General features: G+C 70.3%; 16 protein-coding genes and 1 pseudogene. 6 read left to right on the top strand and 11 right to left on the bottom strand.

Annotation, left to right across the window (positions count from 1 at the left end):
* Positions 1-58: 58 nt before the first annotated feature.
* The 9 genes from FJ251_03025 to FJ251_02985 form a co-directional block, all read right to left on the bottom strand.
* Complete coding sequence (locus FJ251_03025; GenBank protein ID MBM4116700.1) at positions 59-940, bottom strand: hypothetical protein; 882 nt, start codon at positions 938-940, stop codon at positions 59-61.
* Positions 787-1,428, bottom strand: a complete 642-nt coding sequence (locus FJ251_03020) for a hypothetical protein (GenBank protein MBM4116699.1) — start codon at positions 1,426-1,428, stop codon at positions 787-789. The genes FJ251_03025 and FJ251_03020 overlap by 154 nt, the downstream gene beginning before the upstream one ends.
* Complete coding sequence (locus FJ251_03015; protein ID MBM4116698.1) at positions 1,257-2,567, bottom strand: 2Fe-2S iron-sulfur cluster binding domain-containing protein; 1,311 nt, start codon at positions 2,565-2,567, stop codon at positions 1,257-1,259. Before FJ251_03015 ends, FJ251_03020 begins: the two co-directional genes overlap by 172 nt.
* Positions 2,564-3,442 (bottom strand): xanthine dehydrogenase family protein subunit M, encoded by an 879-nt coding sequence (locus tag FJ251_03010; protein MBM4116697.1) that lies wholly within the window; start codon positions 3,440-3,442, stop codon positions 2,564-2,566. The genes FJ251_03015 and FJ251_03010 overlap by 4 nt, the downstream gene beginning before the upstream one ends.
* A 123-nt stretch (positions 3,443-3,565) precedes the next feature.
* On the bottom strand, positions 3,566-5,005 hold the full coding sequence (locus FJ251_03005) for a sodium:solute symporter family protein (GenBank protein MBM4116696.1): 1,440 nt from the start codon (positions 5,003-5,005) through the stop codon (positions 3,566-3,568).
* A gap of 3 nt (positions 5,006-5,008) precedes the next feature.
* Complete coding sequence (locus FJ251_03000; GenBank protein MBM4116695.1) at positions 5,009-5,755, bottom strand: hypothetical protein; 747 nt, start codon at positions 5,753-5,755, stop codon at positions 5,009-5,011.
* The gene (locus FJ251_02995) at positions 5,734-7,203 is read right to left on the bottom strand and encodes a hypothetical protein (GenBank protein ID MBM4116694.1); all 1,470 of its coding nucleotides are present in this window, start codon (positions 7,201-7,203) and stop codon (positions 5,734-5,736) included. The genes FJ251_03000 and FJ251_02995 overlap by 22 nt, the downstream gene beginning before the upstream one ends.
* Positions 7,204-7,257: 54 nt before the next feature.
* A complete protein-coding gene (locus FJ251_02990) occupies positions 7,258-8,058 on the bottom strand; it encodes an ATPase (protein ID MBM4116693.1) in 801 nt (266 codons plus the stop codon).
* Between the two features lie 13 nt (positions 8,059-8,071).
* Positions 8,072-9,400 carry a 2-hydroxyacyl-CoA dehydratase gene (locus FJ251_02985; protein ID MBM4116692.1) on the bottom strand — a complete coding sequence of 443 codons (1,329 nt, stop codon included), beginning with the start codon at positions 9,398-9,400 and terminating at the stop codon, positions 8,072-8,074.
* Between FJ251_02985 and FJ251_02980 the strand changes: the two genes are divergently transcribed.
* Both FJ251_02980 and FJ251_02975 read left to right on the top strand, forming a co-directional pair.
* Positions 9,336-11,612 carry a 3-hydroxyacyl-CoA dehydrogenase/enoyl-CoA hydratase family protein gene (locus FJ251_02980; protein ID MBM4116691.1) on the top strand — a complete coding sequence of 759 codons (2,277 nt, stop codon included), beginning with the start codon at positions 9,336-9,338 and terminating at the stop codon, positions 11,610-11,612. The two genes, FJ251_02985 and FJ251_02980, sit on opposite strands and share 65 nt — an antisense overlap.
* Positions 11,613-11,867: 255 nt before the next feature.
* Complete coding sequence (locus FJ251_02975; GenBank protein ID MBM4116690.1) at positions 11,868-12,911, top strand: thiolase family protein; 1,044 nt, start codon at positions 11,868-11,870, stop codon at positions 12,909-12,911.
* A 105-nt stretch (positions 12,912-13,016) separates the two neighbouring features.
* Here FJ251_02975 and FJ251_02970 read toward each other — a convergent pair.
* Together FJ251_02970 and FJ251_02965 are read right to left on the bottom strand one after the other, a co-directional pair.
* A pseudogene (locus tag FJ251_02970) lies at positions 13,017-14,201 on the bottom strand (acyl-CoA dehydrogenase).
* A gap of 84 nt (positions 14,202-14,285) precedes the next feature.
* Positions 14,286-15,182: a DUF72 domain-containing protein gene (locus FJ251_02965; protein MBM4116689.1), complete on the bottom strand. Its 897-nt coding sequence runs from the start codon at positions 15,180-15,182 to the stop codon at positions 14,286-14,288.
* 113 nt (positions 15,183-15,295) lie between these two features.
* Between FJ251_02965 and FJ251_02960 the strand changes: the two genes are divergently transcribed.
* From FJ251_02960 to FJ251_02945, 4 genes are read left to right on the top strand one after another with little or no spacing between them, the layout of a single operon-like run.
* A complete protein-coding gene (locus FJ251_02960; GenBank protein ID MBM4116688.1) occupies positions 15,296-15,883 on the top strand; it encodes a hypothetical protein in 588 nt (195 codons plus the stop codon).
* 52 nt (positions 15,884-15,935) lie between these two features.
* Positions 15,936-17,366, top strand: coding sequence for a hypothetical protein (locus tag FJ251_02955; GenBank protein ID MBM4116687.1), 1,431 nt, complete (start codon positions 15,936-15,938; stop codon positions 17,364-17,366).
* Positions 17,366-18,586, top strand: coding sequence for a hypothetical protein (locus FJ251_02950; protein ID MBM4116686.1), 1,221 nt, complete (start codon positions 17,366-17,368; stop codon positions 18,584-18,586). The genes FJ251_02955 and FJ251_02950 overlap by 1 nt, the downstream gene beginning before the upstream one ends.
* Positions 18,583-19,728 (top strand): glycosyltransferase family 1 protein, encoded by a 1,146-nt coding sequence (locus FJ251_02945; protein ID MBM4116685.1) that lies wholly within the window; start codon positions 18,583-18,585, stop codon positions 19,726-19,728. The genes FJ251_02950 and FJ251_02945 overlap by 4 nt, the downstream gene beginning before the upstream one ends.
* Positions 19,729-19,787: the final 59 nt, after the last annotated feature.

The following is a 19,787-nucleotide window of genomic DNA, read 5'->3' as shown; positions in this document are numbered from 1 at the left end:
GTCCCGGTGCAGGGTGTCTTCCAGCAGGGCCTCGCCCAGGCCCATGATGGCCGCGCCCTCAACCTGGCCATGGAAAGTGACGGGGTTGATCACGGTGCCGGCATCGCTGACGTCGGTGATGCGCTCCACTCTGACGTAGCCGGTATCGAGGTCCACGGCGACCTCGACCACCACGGACGAGAAAAAAACTGTAGGCGGGGGAGGTCCCCACCGCGGCACCCTTGTAGTTGCCGCCCAGGTTGGGCGGCGGCGCGTAGTGGCCCTTGCCGACGATCGGACCCGTGCGCGCGAAGGTCAGGCGCGCCGCCTCATCCCACGCCAAGCCCTTGCTCGGGTGTTCGGCCACGAACAGGCGTCCGTCCCGGGCCGTGAGCGCCTGCGGGTCGCAACCGAGCCGCTGGCCGGCGACCTGCAGCAACTGCGCCTTCACCTCTGCTGCAGCCATCTTCACTGCGTTGCCGCCCATGAGCGTGACACGGCTGGCGTAAGAGCCCAGGTCCACGGGATCGAGCACGCTGTCGGACTCCACCAGCCAGACCCGCTCGTAGGGAATGCCTAACTCCTCCGCGGCGATCTGCGGCAGTACGGTGTCGCAGCCCTGACCGATCTCCGCCGTGGCGATGTGGAGAGAAACGGCCATCCCGTCCTCGTGCACGCGGATCACCGCATTCGAGTGCGGGAAATCCGAGCGGTAGATGGGGTAGCCCGCTCCGGACACGAAGCCGCCGCAGCCGATGCCGATGCCTCTGCCCGGCCGCAGCTTACCTCGTTTCTCGCTCCAGCCGGTCACCGCGCGGACCTGCTCGAGAGTGGCTTTGAACTCGCAGGAGGAGATGTCCAGATCGTTGCAGGTGATTGCGTATCGGGCGTCATCGCGTTGCGCAGACGGATCTCCACCGGGTCGAGACCGAGATCCTCGGCGATCATGTCCAGCAGCGATTCGAAGGCGAAGCGCGGCTGCGGCACGCCGTGCCCGCGCATGGCGCCGCAGGCGGGCAGGTTGGTGTAGACGCGGTACCCGTCGTACTTGTAGTTCGGAATCCGGTAGAGCGTGGGCACCATCGAGCCCGCGTAGTAGGCGGTGACGATGCCGTAGCTCGTGTAGGCGCCTCCGTTCAGGAGGATGCGCGACTGCACGGCGGTGATCGTGCCGTCCCTCTTGACGCCGATCTTGAGATCCATGGTCTGCTTGTGCCGGCCGCGGAAGTGGGCGAACATCTCCTGGCGCGAGTACTTCATCATCACCGGCCGGCCGGTCAGCTTGGCGAGGATGACCGCGCAGAACAGAACTCCAACGGCGTCGTCTCGGCCTTCACGCCGAACCCCCCGCCGACGGCCGGCTTGATCATGCGGATCGCGCCCTGCGGCAGGTTGAAGACCCGAGCGAGCATGTGGTGCGTGTAGTGCGGCGCCTGGGCGGACATCCAAACCGTCAGTCGCCGGCCGTGGTGTTCCCAGCGAGCGATGGCCGCGTGCGGCTCGATCGGCGACTGATAGGGTCGGTTGCCGACGAAGCGCTGCTCGCGCACGTGATCCGCCTCGACGAAGCCGGCCTCGACGTCGCCGAAGTGCCAGTTGACGGCGGTGTTGATGTTGCCAGCGTAGCGCGGGTCTTCGGGGTGAATCAGCGGGGCACCGGGGGCCAGCGCCGCCTCCGCGTCGAAGACGGCCGGGAGCTCTTCGTACTCCACCTCGATCAAGCGGATGGCGCGCTCGGCAGTCTCCTCGTCGATCGCGGCTACGGCCGCCACTTCGTCGCCGACGTAGCGCACGCGCTCCTTGGCCAGTATGTGCTCGTCGTAGCGTGCCGGACTCACGCCGTAGCGAATCTCGGGCACATCCGCGCCCGTGATGACGGCGAGCACCCCGGGCAACGACCGCGCCCGGCTGGTGTCGATGCGCTTGATGATGCCGTGGGCCACGGTGCTGCCCAGGATCTTGCCGTGGATCATGCCGGGCAGTTGGATGTCTGCCGTGTACTTGGCGCGACCCGACACCTTGTCCGGCGCGTCGTAGCGCGTCACCCCCCGGCCGATGCTGCGGTGCTCTCGCGGCTGCTCGCGATGTTCGTCGAGGGGCTCCGTGTCGAGCGGCACCTCGCTGAAATCGCGCCAGGATTGGATCGCCTTGAGGATGCGCGGATAGGCGCCACAGCGGCAGAGGTTGCCGCCGAGCGCGGCGAGGATCTCCTCCCGGCTGGGATCCGGCTGGCGGTCGATGAGGGCCTTGGCGGCCATGATCATGCCCGGCGTGCAGAAGCCGCACTGCAGGGCGCCGTGCTTGACGAAAGCCTTCTGGAGGGGGTGCAGCTCGCCCCGAACGCCCAGGCCCTCGATCGTCTCCACCGCCCGGCCATCGGCCTGCACGGCGAGGACAAGGCAGCTGTTCACGGCCCGACCGTCCAGAATCACCGTGCAGGCGCCGCAGTCGCCGGCCTCGCAGCCGCTCTTGGTGCCCGTCAGGCCGAGCTGATCGCGCAGGACGGTCTTCAGCGTGACGTTCGGCTTCACGGCCACGGCACGCTCGACCCCGTTCACGGTGAGCTTGACCAGCACGCGATCGCTCATCGTCCGGCCTCCTGCGCCCGGGCCGCGGCCATGGCGAGCGCGCGCCGCGCGAGCACGCGCACGAGATCGCGGCGATACTCGTCGCTTCCGCGCAGGTCGCAGATGGGACGAGCGGCGGCCGCGGCGGCTGCGGCAGCCTCCGCGAAGAGCGCCTCGCTCGGCCGCTTGCGCTCGAGAATGGCGGCGGCCGCCGGCACGAGCAGGGGCGTCGGGGCCACGGCGCCCAGGCAGAGACGGGCCTCCGTGATCACACCGCGCACCAGCACGAGGCGTGCGGCGACGGCGGCGACCGCCAGGGCCTGCCCGGCACGCAGCGTGAAGCGTTGGTAGTCGGCGCCGGAGCCCACGGGCTGGGCGGGCAGGAGAATCGCCGTGACGATCTCGCCCGGACGCAGCACGGTCTGCCGGGGGCCCGTGAAGAAGTCCTCGGCGGCCAGCTGCCGCTCGCCCTCGGCGCTCGCCATGGCCAGGCGCGCCTCGCCGGCGATGCAGGTGGGAGGCGTATCGGCGCAGGAGACGGCTCGACAGAAGTTGCCGCCGATGGTGGCCTGGGCGCGGATCTGCGCGCCGGCCATCAGGCGGGCGGCCAGCCCCAGCGCCGGAAAGCGCGCCGCCACCAGCGGCGACTCGGCGATCTCGGCGATGCTGACCATGGCGCCGATACGGAGATCATCGTCCTGGACCGCGATGGTCGCGAGGCCTGGGACCTCGCGCAGACTGATCAGGTGATCGGCCCCGTCCCGCCGCGCGCGGAAGTCGACGATGAGCTCCGTGCCGCCTGCGCAGTACCGCGCAGCCTCGCCGAGGCGGGCGCCGAGCGCGCAGGCCTCGGCCAGACTGCGCGGTCGATGCAACTGGAAGTCGCGAATCTCCATCTCGCCAGCACCGCCTTCCCCGTGGCACGGCCCGCGGATGCCGGTAGTAGAACTAACGTTCGATAGACTAGCAGGTATCGGAAAAGGGGTCAAGAATGTCGGGAAATCGCGCTAAGTTGAAATTCAGGAAGAGATTCTGGACCCAGCGCTCGCGGGGTGGGCCGGTGGGATCGGGCGCCGGTCCCAGAGAGCAACACCGCCGAAGGTGAGGAGGCTGACGACCCAGGTGAAGTAGATGGGATGCGGGAAGAAACGCCAACGCAGCGGGGTCAGCAGCCAGAGGACGAGCGCGGCCATCGTCGCGACCAGGGTCCAGGCGGCGGAGCCGCGCCGGCAGGCAGCCGGCCAGAACAGGGTCATCAGCACGATCAGCGTGTAGGCGGTGGTGAGCGTGAGGCCGATCAGGAGCATCTTCAGGATCCCGCTCACGGTGAGGGCAAGCAGGAAAGTGGCGACACTGAGCAGGAACACCGTGAGGCGACTGAGCCCTTGTTCGCGCGCGGGGCTGAGTTCCGGCGCGAAGAAGCGCTTGATGATGTCATGGGAAACCAAGGTGGCGCTGCCCACGAGCAGAGCAGAGGCGGTGCTCACGTCCGCGGCCCAGAGGCCGGCCAGGATCAGCCCTGCCGCGAAGGGCGGCAGGGCGAGCACCACCTTCGGCAGGGCCTCCGCCGGCACGATACCCGGATACTGCACTGCCGCCGCCATGCCGAGCAGCGCGCTGATGAAGCCCACCGGCGCGATGATGAGCCCGCCAAGCAGGAAGCTGCGACTGGCGCTGCGCGCGTCCTTGGCTGCGAAGCTGATCTGGATCACCGACTGCGTGGAGTGCGTGGTGGTCACCATGACGAGGAACCAGGCGGCGATCAAGCCCGGTCCCACGGCGATCAGGTCGAAGCCGGGATGAGCGGGCGGCAGCTGGGCGGCAAGGGCGCCAGCGCCGCCCAGGCGACCCACGGTCAGCACTGCAGCGAGAACCACGCCGCCGTAGATGAAGAGCACGTTGATCACGTTGGTCAGGCCTGCGGCCCAGAAGCCTCCGATGAGCGTGATCCCGACGAAGACCAACGCCGTCACCGCCATGCCGCTGCGAAAGCTGAAGACCCCCGGCATCAGGGAGGAGAGGATCGCCCCGCCAGCTACGTACTGCAGGGAGGTGATCACCACCTGCAGCACGAGCTGGCCGACGACGCCGATTACGCGGGCCGGAACGCCGTAGCAGCGCTCGAGGAGTTCGGGCAGGGTCGTGATCTCCAGGCGCCGATAGCGCCCGGCCACGGTAAGCCCCATCACGATGGCGCCCAATGCCCAGGCAGCGTTGTACCAGCCGGCCGAGATGCCCACCGCATAGGCCTGCTCGGCGACGCCGATCGTAGAGGCGCCGCCCACGGCCAACCCGGCCAGCAATGCTGCCGCCACGCCTGTCGGCAGGTTGCGCCCGGCGAGCAGATAGCCGACGAGGCCCCCGCCCCCGCGCGCGGTCAGCCGCCGGGCCCAAGCGGTGACGGCGAAGAGCATCGCCACGTATCCCGCGACCACGGAGAGCGGGATCCAGTGGGTCATGGCCTACTGCATCCGCAGGCGCACGTCCACCACCGCCGGCGCCGTGCCGCGTGGGTAGAGGAAGACGGGATTGAGGTCCATCTCGCTGATCTGCGGAAAGTCCGCCACGAGGCGGGAAGCCCGCAGCAGCAGCTCCTCGAGCGCCGCAAGGTCGACGCCGGCCTGGCCCCGGATCCCCGCCAGCAGCGGGTAGCCCTTGATGCTCCGGATCAGCGCCCTTGCCTCGGGCCGGCTCAGGGGCGCCACGCCCACCGCGATGTCCTTCATCACCTCGACGAAGATGCCGCCCAGGCCGAAGAGCAGAAGGTTGCCCAGACCGGGGGCCGCCTTGGCGCCCACGATGATCTCGCGCCCGGCCGCCTGCTCGGCCATGAGGAGGTAGGCGGCCTGGCTCCCGGCGAAGCGATTCGCCATCTTCGCAAAGGCGGCCTCGAGGGCGGCGGCATCGGCGATGCCCAGCGCCACGCCGCCCGCGTCCGACTTGTGGACGATCTCCGGCGAGTCGACCTTGAGCACGCAGGGGAAGCCGACCTGCTTCGCCGCCGCGGCCAGGTCCCCCCTGCTGCCGATGGCCGCGTGCGCGGGCACGGGCAGACCGTAGGCCGCCAGGAGGGCCAGCGCATCCACCTGCGGCAGGTAGGCGTGCCGGCCCGCGTGCCGGGCCAGGATGGCCGCCGCGGCCGGCTGATCGACGGAGAGCTGCGGGGGCGGCTCCTGCGGGCGGCCCTTCAACTCGGCGTAGCGGGCCATGGCAGCCAGGGTGCGGGCGCCGTCCTCGGCGAATTCGTAGACGGGGATGTCGCAGGCGCGCAGGCGGTCGACCCCAGCCGGTAGTACTCGCTGGAGGTCTCCACCACCATCACCACCGGCTTCGGCGAGCCCGCGGTGGCCTCCTTGATCTTGGCTGCGATGGCGTCCAGGTCCACAAAGGGCGCCGTCACGAAAAAGACGCAGACCATGTCCACGCCCTCTTCCTTGAGCAGGGTGTCGACGGCGGCGAAGTAGTGCTCGGGGCCGCCCGTGGCCACCACGTCCACCGGATTGCCCAGGCTCGCCTCGGCGTAGAGGCTCTCGGCCAGCCGCTGGCGCCCCGCTTCCGACCAGCGCGCCAGCTCCAGCCCGTGGCTCACAGCCTCGTCGACCATCTGGATACCCGGCCCCCCCGTGTTCGTGACCATGCCGATGCGCTTGCCCCGCGGCGGATCCTGGGTGGACATGGCGATGGCCGCCTTGATCATCTGCTCGCTGTCGTGGAACTCGACGACCCCGGCCTTGGCGAACATCGCCGTGGCCATGGCGGCCTGATCCACGAGCGTGCCGGTATGGCTGGATACCGCCACCGAACCCTCGTGGGTTCGGCCGGCCTTGATGGCGAGGATGGGCTTATGGGGCGTGATCTTCGCCGCCACGGCGAGGAAGGCGGCCGGGTCCTTGAAGCTCTCGATCTGCATCATGATCACCCGCGTGCCCGGATCTTGGCCGTAGTAGGCGAGCAGCTCGGGCATCGTGAGATCGGCCTCGTTGCCGTAGGAGCAGTAGAGGCGATGCCCCAGTCCCACGTTGTGAAGGTGCAGCTTGAGCAGCTCGCCCATGCCGCCGCCCTGGGCGATGATCGAGATGTTGCCCGGCTTCATCGGCACGAAGGTGAAGTTGGCGTAGACCGACACTTCGGGGTCCGAGTTCTGGATGCCCTGGCTGTTCGGCCCGAAGATGCGCATGCCGTACTGATGCGCCAGCGCCACCATCTCGCGCTCGCGCTGAATGCCCTCTTCGCCCACCTCCTTGAATCCCGCCGAGTGCACGATGCAGAACTTCACACCCTTATCGCCGCACTCCTTCAGCGTCTGCGGGATGAGCGTGTTCTTGATGGAGATGTTGACGAGGTCGATGTCGTCCGGCACCTCGAGCACCGACTTGAAGCAGCGGAAGCTGCGGATCGAACGCTCCTTGGGATTGATCGGGTAGATCGGACCCTTGAAGCCGTAGGCGACGAGGTTGCGGATGTCGTCCGGCACCTCGAGCACCGACTTGAAGCAGCGGAAGCTGCGGATCGAACGCTCCTTGGGATTGATCGGGTAGATCGGACCCTTGAAGCCGTAGGTGACGAGGTTGCGGATGACGATGTTGCCGATGGAGAACGGGTTGTTCGAGGCGCCGATGACGGCCACCGAGCCAGGGCGAAAGAGCCCATCGAGCATCTGCGACTCCTTGTTCCAGGCCGGTCGGCGCCGCGCGCTGCGCGACCGGCGCGTTCAGTGCGTGTGACTCATGGCCGAGAGCGCCGCGCCCAGGGCGCCGGTGAACTGCGGATGGGGAGGCACCTTGACATCGCGGCCCAGCTTCTCGCTCAGGATCGCCACGATGCCCGGATTGTGGGCCACCACGCCGCCCGTGGCCAACACGTCGCCCAGCAGGGAATCCATCTCCAGCACGCGGGTCACGACCGAGACGAAGGCCCCACGCACGATGCCCGCCACCGGCGCGCCCTGTCGCAGGTGGGCCAGGATCTCGGTCTTGGCGAAGACCGTGCAGAAGCTGCTCAGCTTCACGGTCTCGTCGGCACCCTGCGCCAGAGGATCCAGTTCCTCGAGTTGGAGGCCCAGGCGCAGCGCGATCTCCTCGAGGAAGGCCCCCGTGCCCGCCGCACACTTGCGGTTCATCTTGAAGTTCGCGCGGCGGCCGTCCGGCTCCAGGCGAATCACCTTGTTGTCCTGCCCGCCGATGTCGATGATCGAGATCGCTCGCGGCGAACTGTGGAAGCAGCCGACGCCGTGGCAGTGGATCTCGGTGAGCGAGCCCGAGGCGAAGTCCACGTTGTGCCGACCGTAGCCCGTCGCGATCGTGGCGGCAGGACGGCCCGCCTCGGCGCCGATCGCGGCGAGGGCTTCATCGCGACAACGGTGGGCAGTGGCCCGGTAATCGATGCCGGAAGGATGGACGATGCGGGCCAGCACTTCGCCGCCGGCGTCCAGCAACACTAGCTTGGTTGCCGAAGCGCCCACGTCGACGCCGCAGTAGAGTTCGTTTGCCGTGTTCGCGTCCTGGCCGGTCATGGGCGCGCCGTCCTCAGGAGGGCTGACCGGCCTCGCGCAGCTGCTCCACGAGGGCCTCGAACTGGGTCCGCGCCTGTTCCTCGGAGTAGAGGCGAAGGTCGTTGAGATCGCCGTTGATCACCACGTAGGGCAGGCCGAGTTTCGCGGCCAAGCGCTCGGGCAGGCCATAGCGATTGTTGGAGTTGTTGGGGCAGGTCTTGGCGTCATGGTAGACGACGCCGTCGATGCCGTAGTCGCGAACCATCCTCTCCAGGTAGTCCAGCTTGTACTTCTCGCCGCGGACGATGAAGAGCTCGGTATAGGCCCGCGCCATGCCCGCGAAGGGATCGGCGTCCCCCAGCGCCTCGAAGATCCAGCTGTTGCAGTAGGTCGAGGCCGTCACGCAGACCCCATGCCCCGCGAACAGCTCCGCGTGCTCGCGCATTTTGCCGTCCCAGTAGAAGCGGTAGGTCTCGCCCGCGACGGCACCCTCGCCGGCGGCGATGCGCGCTTCCAGCTCCGCGATTAGGGTCTCGTAGTAGGTCTCGGCGCGAGGATCGCCGCGCAGCACGACGGCGGGTCCCATGTGGATGGTGCCGTCGAAGAAGGTGATGGGCGAGGGTCGGCGCTCGGCCAGACGCAGCACCTTCTTCCAGAGGCGGGTGCAGCGGTAGGAGGAGGCCACGACCGCCTTGAGGCGATCGAGGTCGAACTTGCGGCCGGAGACCGCCTCCAGGGTGGGAATCAACGCCCCCCAGCGGTAGGAGGAGGCCACGACCGCCTTGAGGCGATCGAGGTCGAACTTGCGGCCGGAGACCGCCTCCAGGGTGGGAATCAACGCCTTATGCTGGGCAATGAGCCCTTCCAGGTGATTGGCGGTGACCGTCTCGATGCTGCGCATGGTGTCGATGCCCACCATCGGCACACCGAACTCGCGCTCGTAGAAGCCGAACCAGTCCTTCACGTCGCGACACTGATTCGTGTTGAAGACCAGCAGGTCTGGCCGGGGCACGCCCGCCATGCCGAAGGCCGGCGTCAGCGGCGTGCGCCGGCTCAGGTAGGAGCCGATGTCGCTGGTGAGATAGGAGCAGATGTCCGGGGAGTAGCCGGCCGCGTTGGCGGCGGGGATGAGGTCGCCGGCCAGGCGCGAGGAGCCCAGCATGGCCCCGTGGTTTTCCGGGAAGTAGACGTAGAATCCAAAGGAGCGCAGCAGTTCGGCGGGTCCGACGCTGGTGCACCAGGCAACCTTGGCCCCGGGATCCTGCCCGGCCCGGTCGAGTTCCTGGAAGTACTCGGTCATGAGTGCCTTCATGGCGCCGGTGGCATTGATCTTCTTGATCCGGCTGACTTGCTCCTCGGCCATCAGTGGCCTCCTCGCTGGGGTAAAGGCTGCCCGACAAGTAGACCGAATCGAACGGACGGCTGTCAAGCCGGCAGCGCCCGGCCGCCGCGGGGCGCTTTCCCGTTGGATCGCGGCTAGGGATCTGGGAAGATGCGAACCGCGGTCGCCGCGGCGGGGATTGCGGATCGACACGAAGGGAGTCGTGATGAGAGTCGCTGTCATCGGTTCAGGGTCCATCGGTCCCGATCTGGCCTACGGATTCGCTTCCGCCCTCGCCAAGGCGGGCGGTGGCGGCGTCCAGCTGCACGACATCCGCGAGGAGGCTCTCCGTGCCGGCATGGAGCGCATCCGAAGCTATCTGGCCAAAGGCGTGAGTCGGGGCAAGCTGAGCCTGCGGGCGGCGCACGGGATCGAAGCGAGCCTGCGGCCCACCACGGTCCTGGCGGAACTGGCCGAGTGCGACTACGTCCTGGAGGCGGCCACCGAGGATCTGGCCATCAAGCAGAAGATCCTGGCCGATCTGGAGAGGGTGCTCCGGCCCGATTGCCTGATCGGTTTCGCCACCTCGGGGATTCCCCGCGCCCTGATCGCCGCCCGGGCCGCCCACCCCGAGCGCTGTTTCGTCAACCACCCCTTCTATCCGGCCTGGCGCTCGCTGCCGATGGAAGTGGTGCTCTCCGGCGACGCTCGCTTCGAGACCCGGATGCTGGAGAGCCTCGCCCGCCTCGGCAAGGTGCCCATCATCACCGCCGATGTGCCTTGCTTCGCCGCCGACGACATCTTCTGCAACTACTGCGCCGAGGCGGCGCGCATCGTGGCGGAGGGTCTGGCGACGCCGGCCCAGGTGGACGCCATCGTCAACGCGGCCATCGGCGGCGGCGGCCCCTTCAACGTGATGGACCTGACGCGCGGCAACCTGCTCAACGTCAAGTGCCTGAACCTGATGAGGGACGCGCCCTCGGGTAGCGCCTGGTTCGCGCCGCCGGCCATCTTCAGCCAGCAGGGCAACACGCCCTGGCACGATCCCGAGCGGCCGGGGAACCCGGAACACGAGGCCGCCCTGGCCGAGGCGGTGCGCGAGCGCATTCTGGCCGTGCTGCTCGGCCGCACGTTCTTCGTCGTCGACAAGGGCATCTGCCATCCGCGGGAGCTGAACTGGCTCACGCAGAATGCGCTGGGCTTCGCCCAGGGACTGCTCGACCTCGCCGAGAACCTGGGCATGACCCGCGTCCAGGCCATCTGCGCGAAGTACGCGGAAGCCCATCCCGGCTTCGAACTGACGGCCAGCGTGCGCGACGGACGGCTGCCGCGCTTTCCGCGGCATCTCGAGGTGGAGATCGCGGGCGGCATCGCCGTCCTGCGCATCCGCCGGCCCGAGGTGATGAACGCTCTCAACGAGCGCACGATGGCGGAGATCGCCGAGGCGCTGGACGCGGCCGAGACGGACGAGACCGTCAAGGGCATCGTCCTCACCGGCTTCGGCGGCGCTCTGGCCGGGGCCGACATCATGGAACTGGCGGCGCTCGAGACGGCCGCGGCGGCGCGCGACAAGTGTCTTTCCGGCCACCGAGTGCTCGATCGTCTGGCGGCATTTGCCAAGCCGGTGGTGGCGGCCCTCGACGGGCCCGTGCTGGGCGGCGGCGCCGAGATCGCCATGGCCTGCCACGCGCGCGTCGTCGGTCCCCACCTGTTGCTGGGACAGCCGGAGGTGAACCTGGGCATCATTCCCGGATATGGCGGCACGCAGCGCCTGCCGCGCCTGATCGGCGTCGAGCGCGGCTGCGCGCTCCTGCGCACCGGCCGGCCGATCGGCGCCGAGGAGGCCTGCGCCTGGGGTTGGGCCAGCGGCGGACCGGCGGCCGATCCGCTGGCTGCGGCCAGGACGCTCATCGGTCGCCACCTCGCCGGCGAGGTGAACCTGGCACCGGTCTCGCCGGCGCCCCTGACCCTCCCGGCGACCCTGCCTGCGCTCGAGATCGGCCACCACTCCCTGGCCATCGACGCGGTTCTCGTCGACGTGCTGCGCAAGGGCCTCACGCGGCCCCTCCCAGAGGGATTGCGCATCGAGGCCGACGGGTTTGCCCGCTGCCGCGGCCTGGTGGACTACGACATCGGGATGAAGAACTTCATCCAGAACGGGCCGCGGGTGCCGGCCGTCTTCATGCACGAATCGCATCCAGAACGGGCCGCGGGTGCCGGCCGTCTTCATGCACGAATGAGGAGGCGGAGATGAACGCAAGAGAGGCGGTGGTCATCCTCGAAGGTGGGCGGCGCACGCCCCGCGCCGACATCCTGAAGGACAATCAGGGCCCGGGTCTCTTCGCGCGCTTCAGCGCCACGCAACTCGGCGGCCTCGCCATCGCGGCAACGCTCGAACACACGGCCGTGGACCACGGGCTCGTCGGACATGTGGTGATGGGCATGGCCAGCCACAGTCACCGCGATTCGATCTACGCCGCCCAGGGCATGCGCTGGCGCCGCCCGGGGCATGCGCTGGCGGGGCGGGCTGGGTCAGGACGTGCCTGCCCTCACCGTGGCCCGCATCTGTGGCAGCGGTGCCGAGGCGGTGGCGGTGGGCGCCGAGCTGATGCTGGCCGGAGTCCGCCACGACCGGGATCGCCCTTTCGTCGTGGTCGGCGGCGCCGAGAGCATGCAGTACCCCTTCATGCTCTACAACTACCGGGGCCGCAAGCTGGGCGAGACGGTGCAGAAGTACGGCCCCATCGCGGCGAGCGCGCTGCCCGCCGGCGAGCATCTCCAGGATTCGCTGCTGATGGGGCTCTACGATCCCGGCGCGGGCCTGGCGATGGCGAACACGGCCGAGGAGCTGGGTCGTCGCTACGGCATCTCTCGGGAGGAGGCCGACGCCTTCGGCTACCGCTCCCACAGGAATGCCGCCGCCGCCCGCGACGCGGGGCACTTCGCCGCTGAGATCGCCCCGGTCGCCGTGCCGAGGGACGGCGCCGCCGATCCCATTGTCGTCGAGCACGACACCCACGTCATGGACGACGTTACGCTCGCGAAGATGGCTCGCCTGCGGCCGGCCTTCGAGCCGGGTGGGATCATCACCGCTGGCAACGCCAGCGCCGTCGTGGACGGCGCCGCCGCGATGGTGATCGCCAAGGAGTCCTGCGCCCGGCGCCACGGCTGCCGGCCCCTGGCCCGCCTGGCCGGCATGGGCGTGGCCGCTTGCGATCCGCAGATCATGGGTTGGGGACCGGTGCCGGCCACGCGCAAGGCGCTGGCCAGCGCCGGCATCGCCGGCAAGGATCTGGATCATGTCGAACTCAACGAGGCCTTCGCCCCCCAGGCGCTGGCCTGCATTCGCGACTTCGCGGCGATGGGGATCGACCCGGAGCGGGTCAACCCCATGGGCAATGCGATCGCGCTGGGCCACCCGCTGGGTGCCACAGGCGCCGTGCTCACGCTCACCTGCGCCTATGCGCTGCGCCGCAAGCGGCAGCGCTACGGTTTGGTGACGATGTGCATCGGGGGCGGCCAGGGCATCGCTCTCGTCCTCGAGGGGCTCTAGCGCAACGCTTCAAGCGCAGGCGTGGAAGCCCCAGCCCCGCCTTGCAGCCCAGGGATTCCGCCTGCGTTCTGCGCCTGAGCCGACGCGGGTGATCCTGCGCGGCCGCTAGCGGAAGGCCTGCTCGCCCGTGATGGTCTGCCCGAGGATGAGGGTATGCACTTCGTGGGTGCCCTCGTAGGTGATCACGCTCTCCAGGTTGCACAGGTGGCGCCCGGCCTGGTACTCGAGGCTGATGCCGCTGGCACCCAGGATCTGCCGGCATTGGCGCGCCACGGCCAGGGCGAGAGCGCAGTTCTCGCGCTTGGCGAGGCTGATCATCGCCGGGGTCTCTTGGCCCCCGTCCTTGAGCTGGGCCAGACGCTCGACGAGCAGGCGGCCCTTGAGCACACCGGCCAGCATATCGGCGAGCTGGGCCTGGATGAGCTGCCGCGTCGCGATCGGCCGGCCGAAGGTGACGCGCGCGGCGGCGAAGTCGGCGGCCTCCTCGAGGCAGGCCATCGCCGCGCCCAGGGTACCCCAGGCGATGCCGTAGCGCGCCTGGTTGAGGCAGGAGAGCGGGCCGCCGAGGCCGGCGGCTCCCGGCAGGCGCGCGCTGTCCGGCACGCGCACCTCGTCCAGGTGCAGTTCCGAGGTGTCGCTGGCGCGCAGGCTCATCTTGCCGCGCATGACGCTGGCGGTGAAGCCCGGGGTTCCCTTCTCCACCAGGAAGCCGAGGATTTCGTCCTCGCCCTTGGCCCAGACCACGGCGACGTCGGCGAGCGTGCCGTTGGTGATCCACATCTTGTTGCCATGGAGGATCCAGTCCGCGCCGTCGCGGCGCGCGTAGGTTCGCATGGCGCCGGGGTCGGAGCCGCCGTCCGGCTCGGTGAGGCCGAAGCAGCCGATCCTGCCCGCCCGGCGGCCAGCTCGGGCAGCCAGCGCGCCTTCTGCGCCTCGCTCCCGTAGCGATGGATGGGGTACATCACCAGGCCGCTCTGCACCGAGGCGAAGCTGCGCAGGCCGCTGTCGCCGGCTTCCAGCTCGAACATCATCAGCCCGTAGGCGCGGCTGCCCAGGCCCGGCAGGCCGTAGCCCGTGAGCGTGGCGCCGAAGAGGCCGAGCGCGCCCAGGGTGGGGATCAGGTCCAGCGGGAACTCGCCGCAAAAACTCGCCGCGCGCCCACAGCTCGGCCAGGCGCGGCCGGGCTTCCTTCTGGACGAAGTTGCGCACGGTCTGGCGGATGAGGCGCTCCTCGTCAGTGAGCGTCGCATCCAGTTGGTAGAGGTCGAGCCAGGCGCGATCGGCGGACATGCGGGCCTCTCCCGGGTTGGGGTCGGCTCCATATAAGCAGACCTCGCCAGCGATCGCCAGGGGCGCCCGGGGCTCCGGGCAGCCTCAGCTAAACAGTTCGCCCTGGTCCGATTTGCCCTTGTCGGACGGCGCGGCCGCCGGCGGCGCCGGCGCCGGCTCGCCGAGCGCCTGCAGCAGCTCGCGCGCCGAGGCTGGACCGTGGCCTGCGTAGTGGTTGTTGAAGTAGCCGTAGACCTCGCGCAGACGCTCGCGCACGGACTCGATCCACTCGGCCCAGCGACGGATCTCCTCGCCGCGTTCGATGCGCACGCGATCGAAGACGTTCAGGCCGCGGTCTCCGATCCAGCGCAGGTAGGCGAAGTCCGCCGTCAGCGGCCGCTGCGGCGGATTGAGCGGGCCGACGCCTGCCACCCAGGCCACGCCCCGCGCGCGCAGCATGGCCAGCACCTCCTCGCTGTGCCAGCCCGGATGCCGGAACTCGACGGCGTAGCGCGCCTCGCCAGGCAGCGCGGCCAGAAAGCCGGCCAGCGCAGGCAACCGGCCGGGCTCGAAATGGGGTGGGAACTGCAGGACCAGCGGCCCGCGCTTCTCGCCGAGGAGACCCATCCGCTCGACGAAGGCCCGCGCCCCCTCCAGGCGCTCGAGGCCGCCCGCCTCGTGGCTGAACTCGCGCGGGAACTTGGCGCTGAAGACGAAGCCCGGCGGGCTGCGCAGCGCCCAGTTCTCGACGACCGCGGCTCGGGGCGCCGCATAGAAGGTCGCATCGACCTCGACCGTGCGAAAGACCCGACCATAGTGCGCGAGGTAGTCCGCGGCCGGCGTGCCGGGCGGGTAGAAAGGCCCCTCCCAGTCCTTGTAACTCCAGCCGCTGGTGCCGATGAGGAGCCGCGCGCCACGGGCACCCCCCGGACGCAGACGGCGCAGGGCCTCTTCCTCGTCCTGGAACGGCTCGTCCCGCCAGTCGCCGCCTTCCGCGCTCATGAATTCATGATCGGAGGGCCGCGCGGCGGGCCGGACAAGGGCGCCGCCTTTGGCGTTGCGCCGCCGCCAGAGCGCCTCTAAGATGCGCCGACCGCCCAGCTTGGAGGTTTCCCATGCGGGTGCTCGCCCTCGTGGCGCTGCTCGCGTTCGGCGTGCCGCCCACCGGCGCCGACGTGATCGTCGAGACGGACAGCGGCCAGGAGTTCCCGGCGCGCGTTTCTCGCAACGACCCCCTGAGCGGCCGGCAGATCGAGTTGCGCGCGACGGGCGCGGCCCTCTCCAAGTGGCTTTGGCGCAAGCAGTACGCGGCCTGCTTCTACATCAGCGCGGAGGCGCGGCCGGGCGAGCCACCCTACGCCCGCTTCATCGACGGCGATTTCGACAAGCTCCTCGTGCTGCGCTTCCTCCGGGATACGGAAGGCAAGGACCTGGCGGAAACCCTGGGCGAGCACATGCGGCCGGCGCTCGCCGCCGACCCGGCGCCGACCCTGGCGTCATTCCTCGCGCTCCTCGCGGGGGACTTTGCGGCCGGCCAGGAGCTGAGCCTGAGCTACGCGCCGGAGCAGGGCCTGGGCGTCTACTGCGACGGCCAGCCCCTGGGCAGCGTCGAGGACCGCGCCCTCATCCGGGCGCTGTGGGTAGCCTGGTTCGGCGACGATCCCGTCAGCACCGAGGTGAAGAAAGGCCTCGCCGGCCTCTGAGCGACGGCGGCCTCGCCCTGCGGGCGCCGCCCAGCCGGGAAGCGGATCCAGGATGTCCAACGCGCAGCGAGTGAGCCGGAACATCCTCAGCGTGCTGGGTAGCGAGCTGATCGCACGCCTCGTCGGGCTCGTGATCACGCTCTACGTCGCCCGCGGGCTGGGTGTCGAGCGCCTGGGGCAGCTCGCCTTCCTGATCAGCTTCATGACCATCGCCTCCGTGCTGGCCGACCTCGGCATCAGTCGCATGCTGACGCGCAACCTCGCCCGCGACCGCGGGGCGACCGCCGAACTCGCGCCCGCGGCCTTCCGCGTGAAGCTCGGCCTCGTCTTCGCGATGGCGGTCCTGCTCGCGCTGGCGGCGCCCTTCCTCGGCAAGGGGCCCGAGCTCACGCGCTACTTCCTCGTCTTCCTCGGCTGGCTCGTGCTCGACGGTTTGAACGCCAACCTGCGCGCGCTCTTCGCAGCGCGCGAAGAGCTGGGCGTCGTCGCCCTCCTGCGCGCCGTCGAGAAGCTGCTCCTGCTCGCCCTCTTCGGTCTGCTCTTCGCGCTGCCCCTGGGCGAGCGGCGCTTCCTCGGCCTCCTGATCGCCTTTCCCGCCTCGGCCGGCGGCGCCTTCCTCGTCGCCTGGGCGCTGCTCCGGCGGCGCGGCCTGCGCCTGTTCGCCGGCGGCGGCCCCGACTGGCGGCGGATCCTTGCCGTCAGCTGGCCCTTCGCAGGCAGCGTGATCATGTCCAACATCACGCTGCACTCGGACCGCGTGCTGCTCAGCTATCTGAAGGACGATGCGGCGACCGGCCTCTACGACGCCGCCAATCGTCTCTTCTTCACGCTCTTCGCCCTGCAGGCGATGATGGCGGACGTCTTCTTCCCCACCTTCACCCGCCTCTTCGCCGCCGACCGCGCGCGCTACCTGCGCTTCGTCGAGCGCGCGGCCCGCCTGCTCTTCGGGCTCGCGCTGCCGCTGGCGGCAGGCACCGCGATCCTTGCCGGCGAGGGCCTGCGGCTGGTCTACGGCGCCGCCTTCGCCGACGCGACGGCCAGCCTGCGCCTGCTCGCGCCCTGCCTCGTGCTGCGCGCCGGGCACGCCCTCTGGGGCAGCCTGCTCCTTGCGGCGGACCGCGAACGGCGCTTCCTTGCCGCCCTGGGCGCCGGCGCCGGGCTGAACGTGCTGCTCAACTTCGCGCTGATCCCGCGCTGGAGCCTGAACGGCGCCGCCTTCGCCACCTTGCTCAGCGAGTTGCTCGTCCTGGCGCTGATGCTGCACTGGGCGCGTCCACTTGCCCGCTTGCCCTGGCCGGCGCCACTGCTGCGCGCCCTGGGCGCGGCGGGCGGGATGGCCCTCGTCCTCCTGCTGCTGCCGACGCGCAACCTGCTGATCGCGCTGCCCAGCGGGCTCGCGGCCTACGGGCTGCTGTTCACCCTCCTGCGCGGCTGGCGGCGCGAGGATCTGGCGCTGCTGCGCGGCGGGGCGAAGGAGAGCTGATGCGCATCTGCATCCACGGCTCCTACGGCACCGGCAATCGAGGTGACAATGTCATCCTCTCGCAGCTCCTGCTGTTGCTCGCCGAGGAGCTGCCGGGCGCCGAGGTCACCCTGCTCTGCCGCGACGAACAGCGCGTCGCGCTCTACCTGGAGAGCGCACACCCCGGGTTGCGCCTGCGCGTGAGGCCCCTGCACGCCTCGTTCCGGCGGCATCCGCTGGCCGTGCTTCGGGCCTGCCTGCGCTGCGACCTCTTCATCCTCGGCGGCGGCGGCCTGCTCTGGGGCAGCGCGCCGGGCAACCTGGCCTACTGGCTGACGCGCGCGCGCCTGGCGCGGCTCGCCGGGGCGCGCATCGTGCTGTACCTGCCGGGGATCTACGCGCTGCGCGGGCGTGGCGCGCAGCGCTTGCTCGGCCGCTTCGCAAGGGTTGCCGACTTCGTATCGGCGCGCGATCCGGAGGGCTTCGAGCAGTTGCGGGCCTGCGGCGTCCCCGGGCAGAGCATCCACTTGGGCGCTGACCCGGCCTTCCTCCTGCCGGCGCCCGCGCCGGGAAGCAGCGCCGACCTGCTCGAGGCGCTCGAGCTGAGCGGCTACCAGCTGGTCGGTCTCTCCGCTCGCGACTGGCGGCATCGACTCTCGGCGGGCATCTTCGCGAACTTCGTCCGCGGATTGCTCGAGGACGAATCCGTGCGCCTGCTTTTCTTCGTCATGAAGACGGGCGGTCGCCTCGGCGAGACCGACACCGACGACATCACCGTGGTGCGCCGCCTGCTCGGCACGCTGCCGCCGGCGCTGCAGAAGCGCGTGCTGATCGTCGACGATGGCTACGACGACGAGGAGATGATCGCGCTCATGGCGGCCTGCCGCTATGTCGTCGCCATGCGCTTGCATGCGCTGATCTTCGCCACGATCGCCGGCACTCCCTTCGGCGCTCTGGCCTACGACGAGAAGATCAACGCCTACATGACGATGCTCGGCCGCCAGGGACACCTGCTCGGCATGGACGAGGTGGCCGACCCAGAGCGACTGCCCGCCATCACGGCAGGCCTCATCGCCGAGCGAGAGCGCTGGCCCGAAGGCCCCGTGCCCGAGATCGCGCTTGCCGCCTCGAGCTTGGCCGGCCGCGCGCGCAACGTGCACCGGGCGCTGGCCGAGGCCCTGCGCACCTGGTACCCGGATGCGCGCGCCGGCCGCGTGGAGGGAGGGCGCCGCCAGCCGTGAGCCGCGATCTCGTCTACGTCTCGCCCATTCCCTGGCGCGGCCTGCACCAGCGGCCGCAGCACATGGCGCTGGCCCTGGCCGCCGGCCGGCGCGTCCTCTTCGTCGAGCCCCGCACTCTGCACGCTCCACCGCCGCCGCCCGACGGTCTCGACGGCGGCGCGCCCACGCTGGCCTTCCTCGCCCTGCCCGTGCTGCCGGTCAATGCGCGCCAGCCGCTCCTGCGCGCGCTCGCGCGGCTGGGCGGCCAGGTCGCCCTCCTGCGCGACGGCCTCGCGCGCCGCCAGGGGCTGCTCCTGCGCGGCAAGCTCGCCGCCCTGGGCTTCCGCGAGCCACTGCTGCTCTTCGGCCATCCCGAGCTGGCCGACCTGCGCGAGATCCTGCCCGGCGCGCCCGTTGCCTACGACCACATGGACGACGTGCTCGCCTTCGGGCGGACCCCGGCGGTACTGCGCCACGCGCTGCGCGCGCTCGTCCGCGAGGCGGCGCTGCTGAGCGCGTCGAGCGCTCACCTGGCCGAGCAGCTCCGCGCTCTCGGCGGGCGGGAGCCGCTGCTCGTGGGCAACGGAGTCGAGTTCGCGCGCTTCGCCGCCGAGCCGCCGCCGCCCGCGCCCGCCGCGCTGGCGGCGCTGCCGCGCCCGCGCTGCCTCTACGTGGGCAGCGTGGCCGAGTGGTTCGACCTCGAGCTGCTCTTCGCCGTGGCGCGCGCCCTGCCTGCGGCGAGCTTTCCGGTGATCGGGCCGCTGCGGCCGGCGCTCGCTCCGCGCCTGCAGGGGGCGCCGCCCAACTGCCATTTCCTCGGCGCCCGGCCCTACGCCGAGCTACCCGCCTGGCTCCGCCACGCCGACGCCGGGCTCATCCCCTTCCGGCGCACGCCGCTCACGGCCGGGGTGGATCCGGTGAAGCTCTACGAGTACTTGGCCGCCGGCCTGCCGGTCCTGGCGACGCCCTTCTCGGCCGCGCTCGAGGCCGCCGCTGCCGCCGGCGCCGTTTGCCTCGCCGAGGGCGCCGAGGCCTTCGCCACCGCGCTCCGCGCGCTGCTCGCCTCGCCGCCGCCGGCCGAGCGGGGCCTGCATGCCCTGGCCGCGCCGCGGAGCTGGGACCGCCAACTGGCGCCGCTGCTCGGCGCGCTGGACGCGCTCTAGCCGCCGGCTGCCGCGAAAGGTCCGCCCCCGGTGTCGGATGGCCTGCGTTCGGCGGCGCA

It is taken from the genome of bacterium (genome assembly GCA_016873475.1).
Lineage (GTDB): Bacteria > Krumholzibacteriota > Krumholzibacteriia > JACNKJ01 > JACNKJ01 > VGXI01.
Note: the sequence above shows the minus strand (reverse complement) of the source record. Positions and strands in the feature narration are given on the sequence as shown.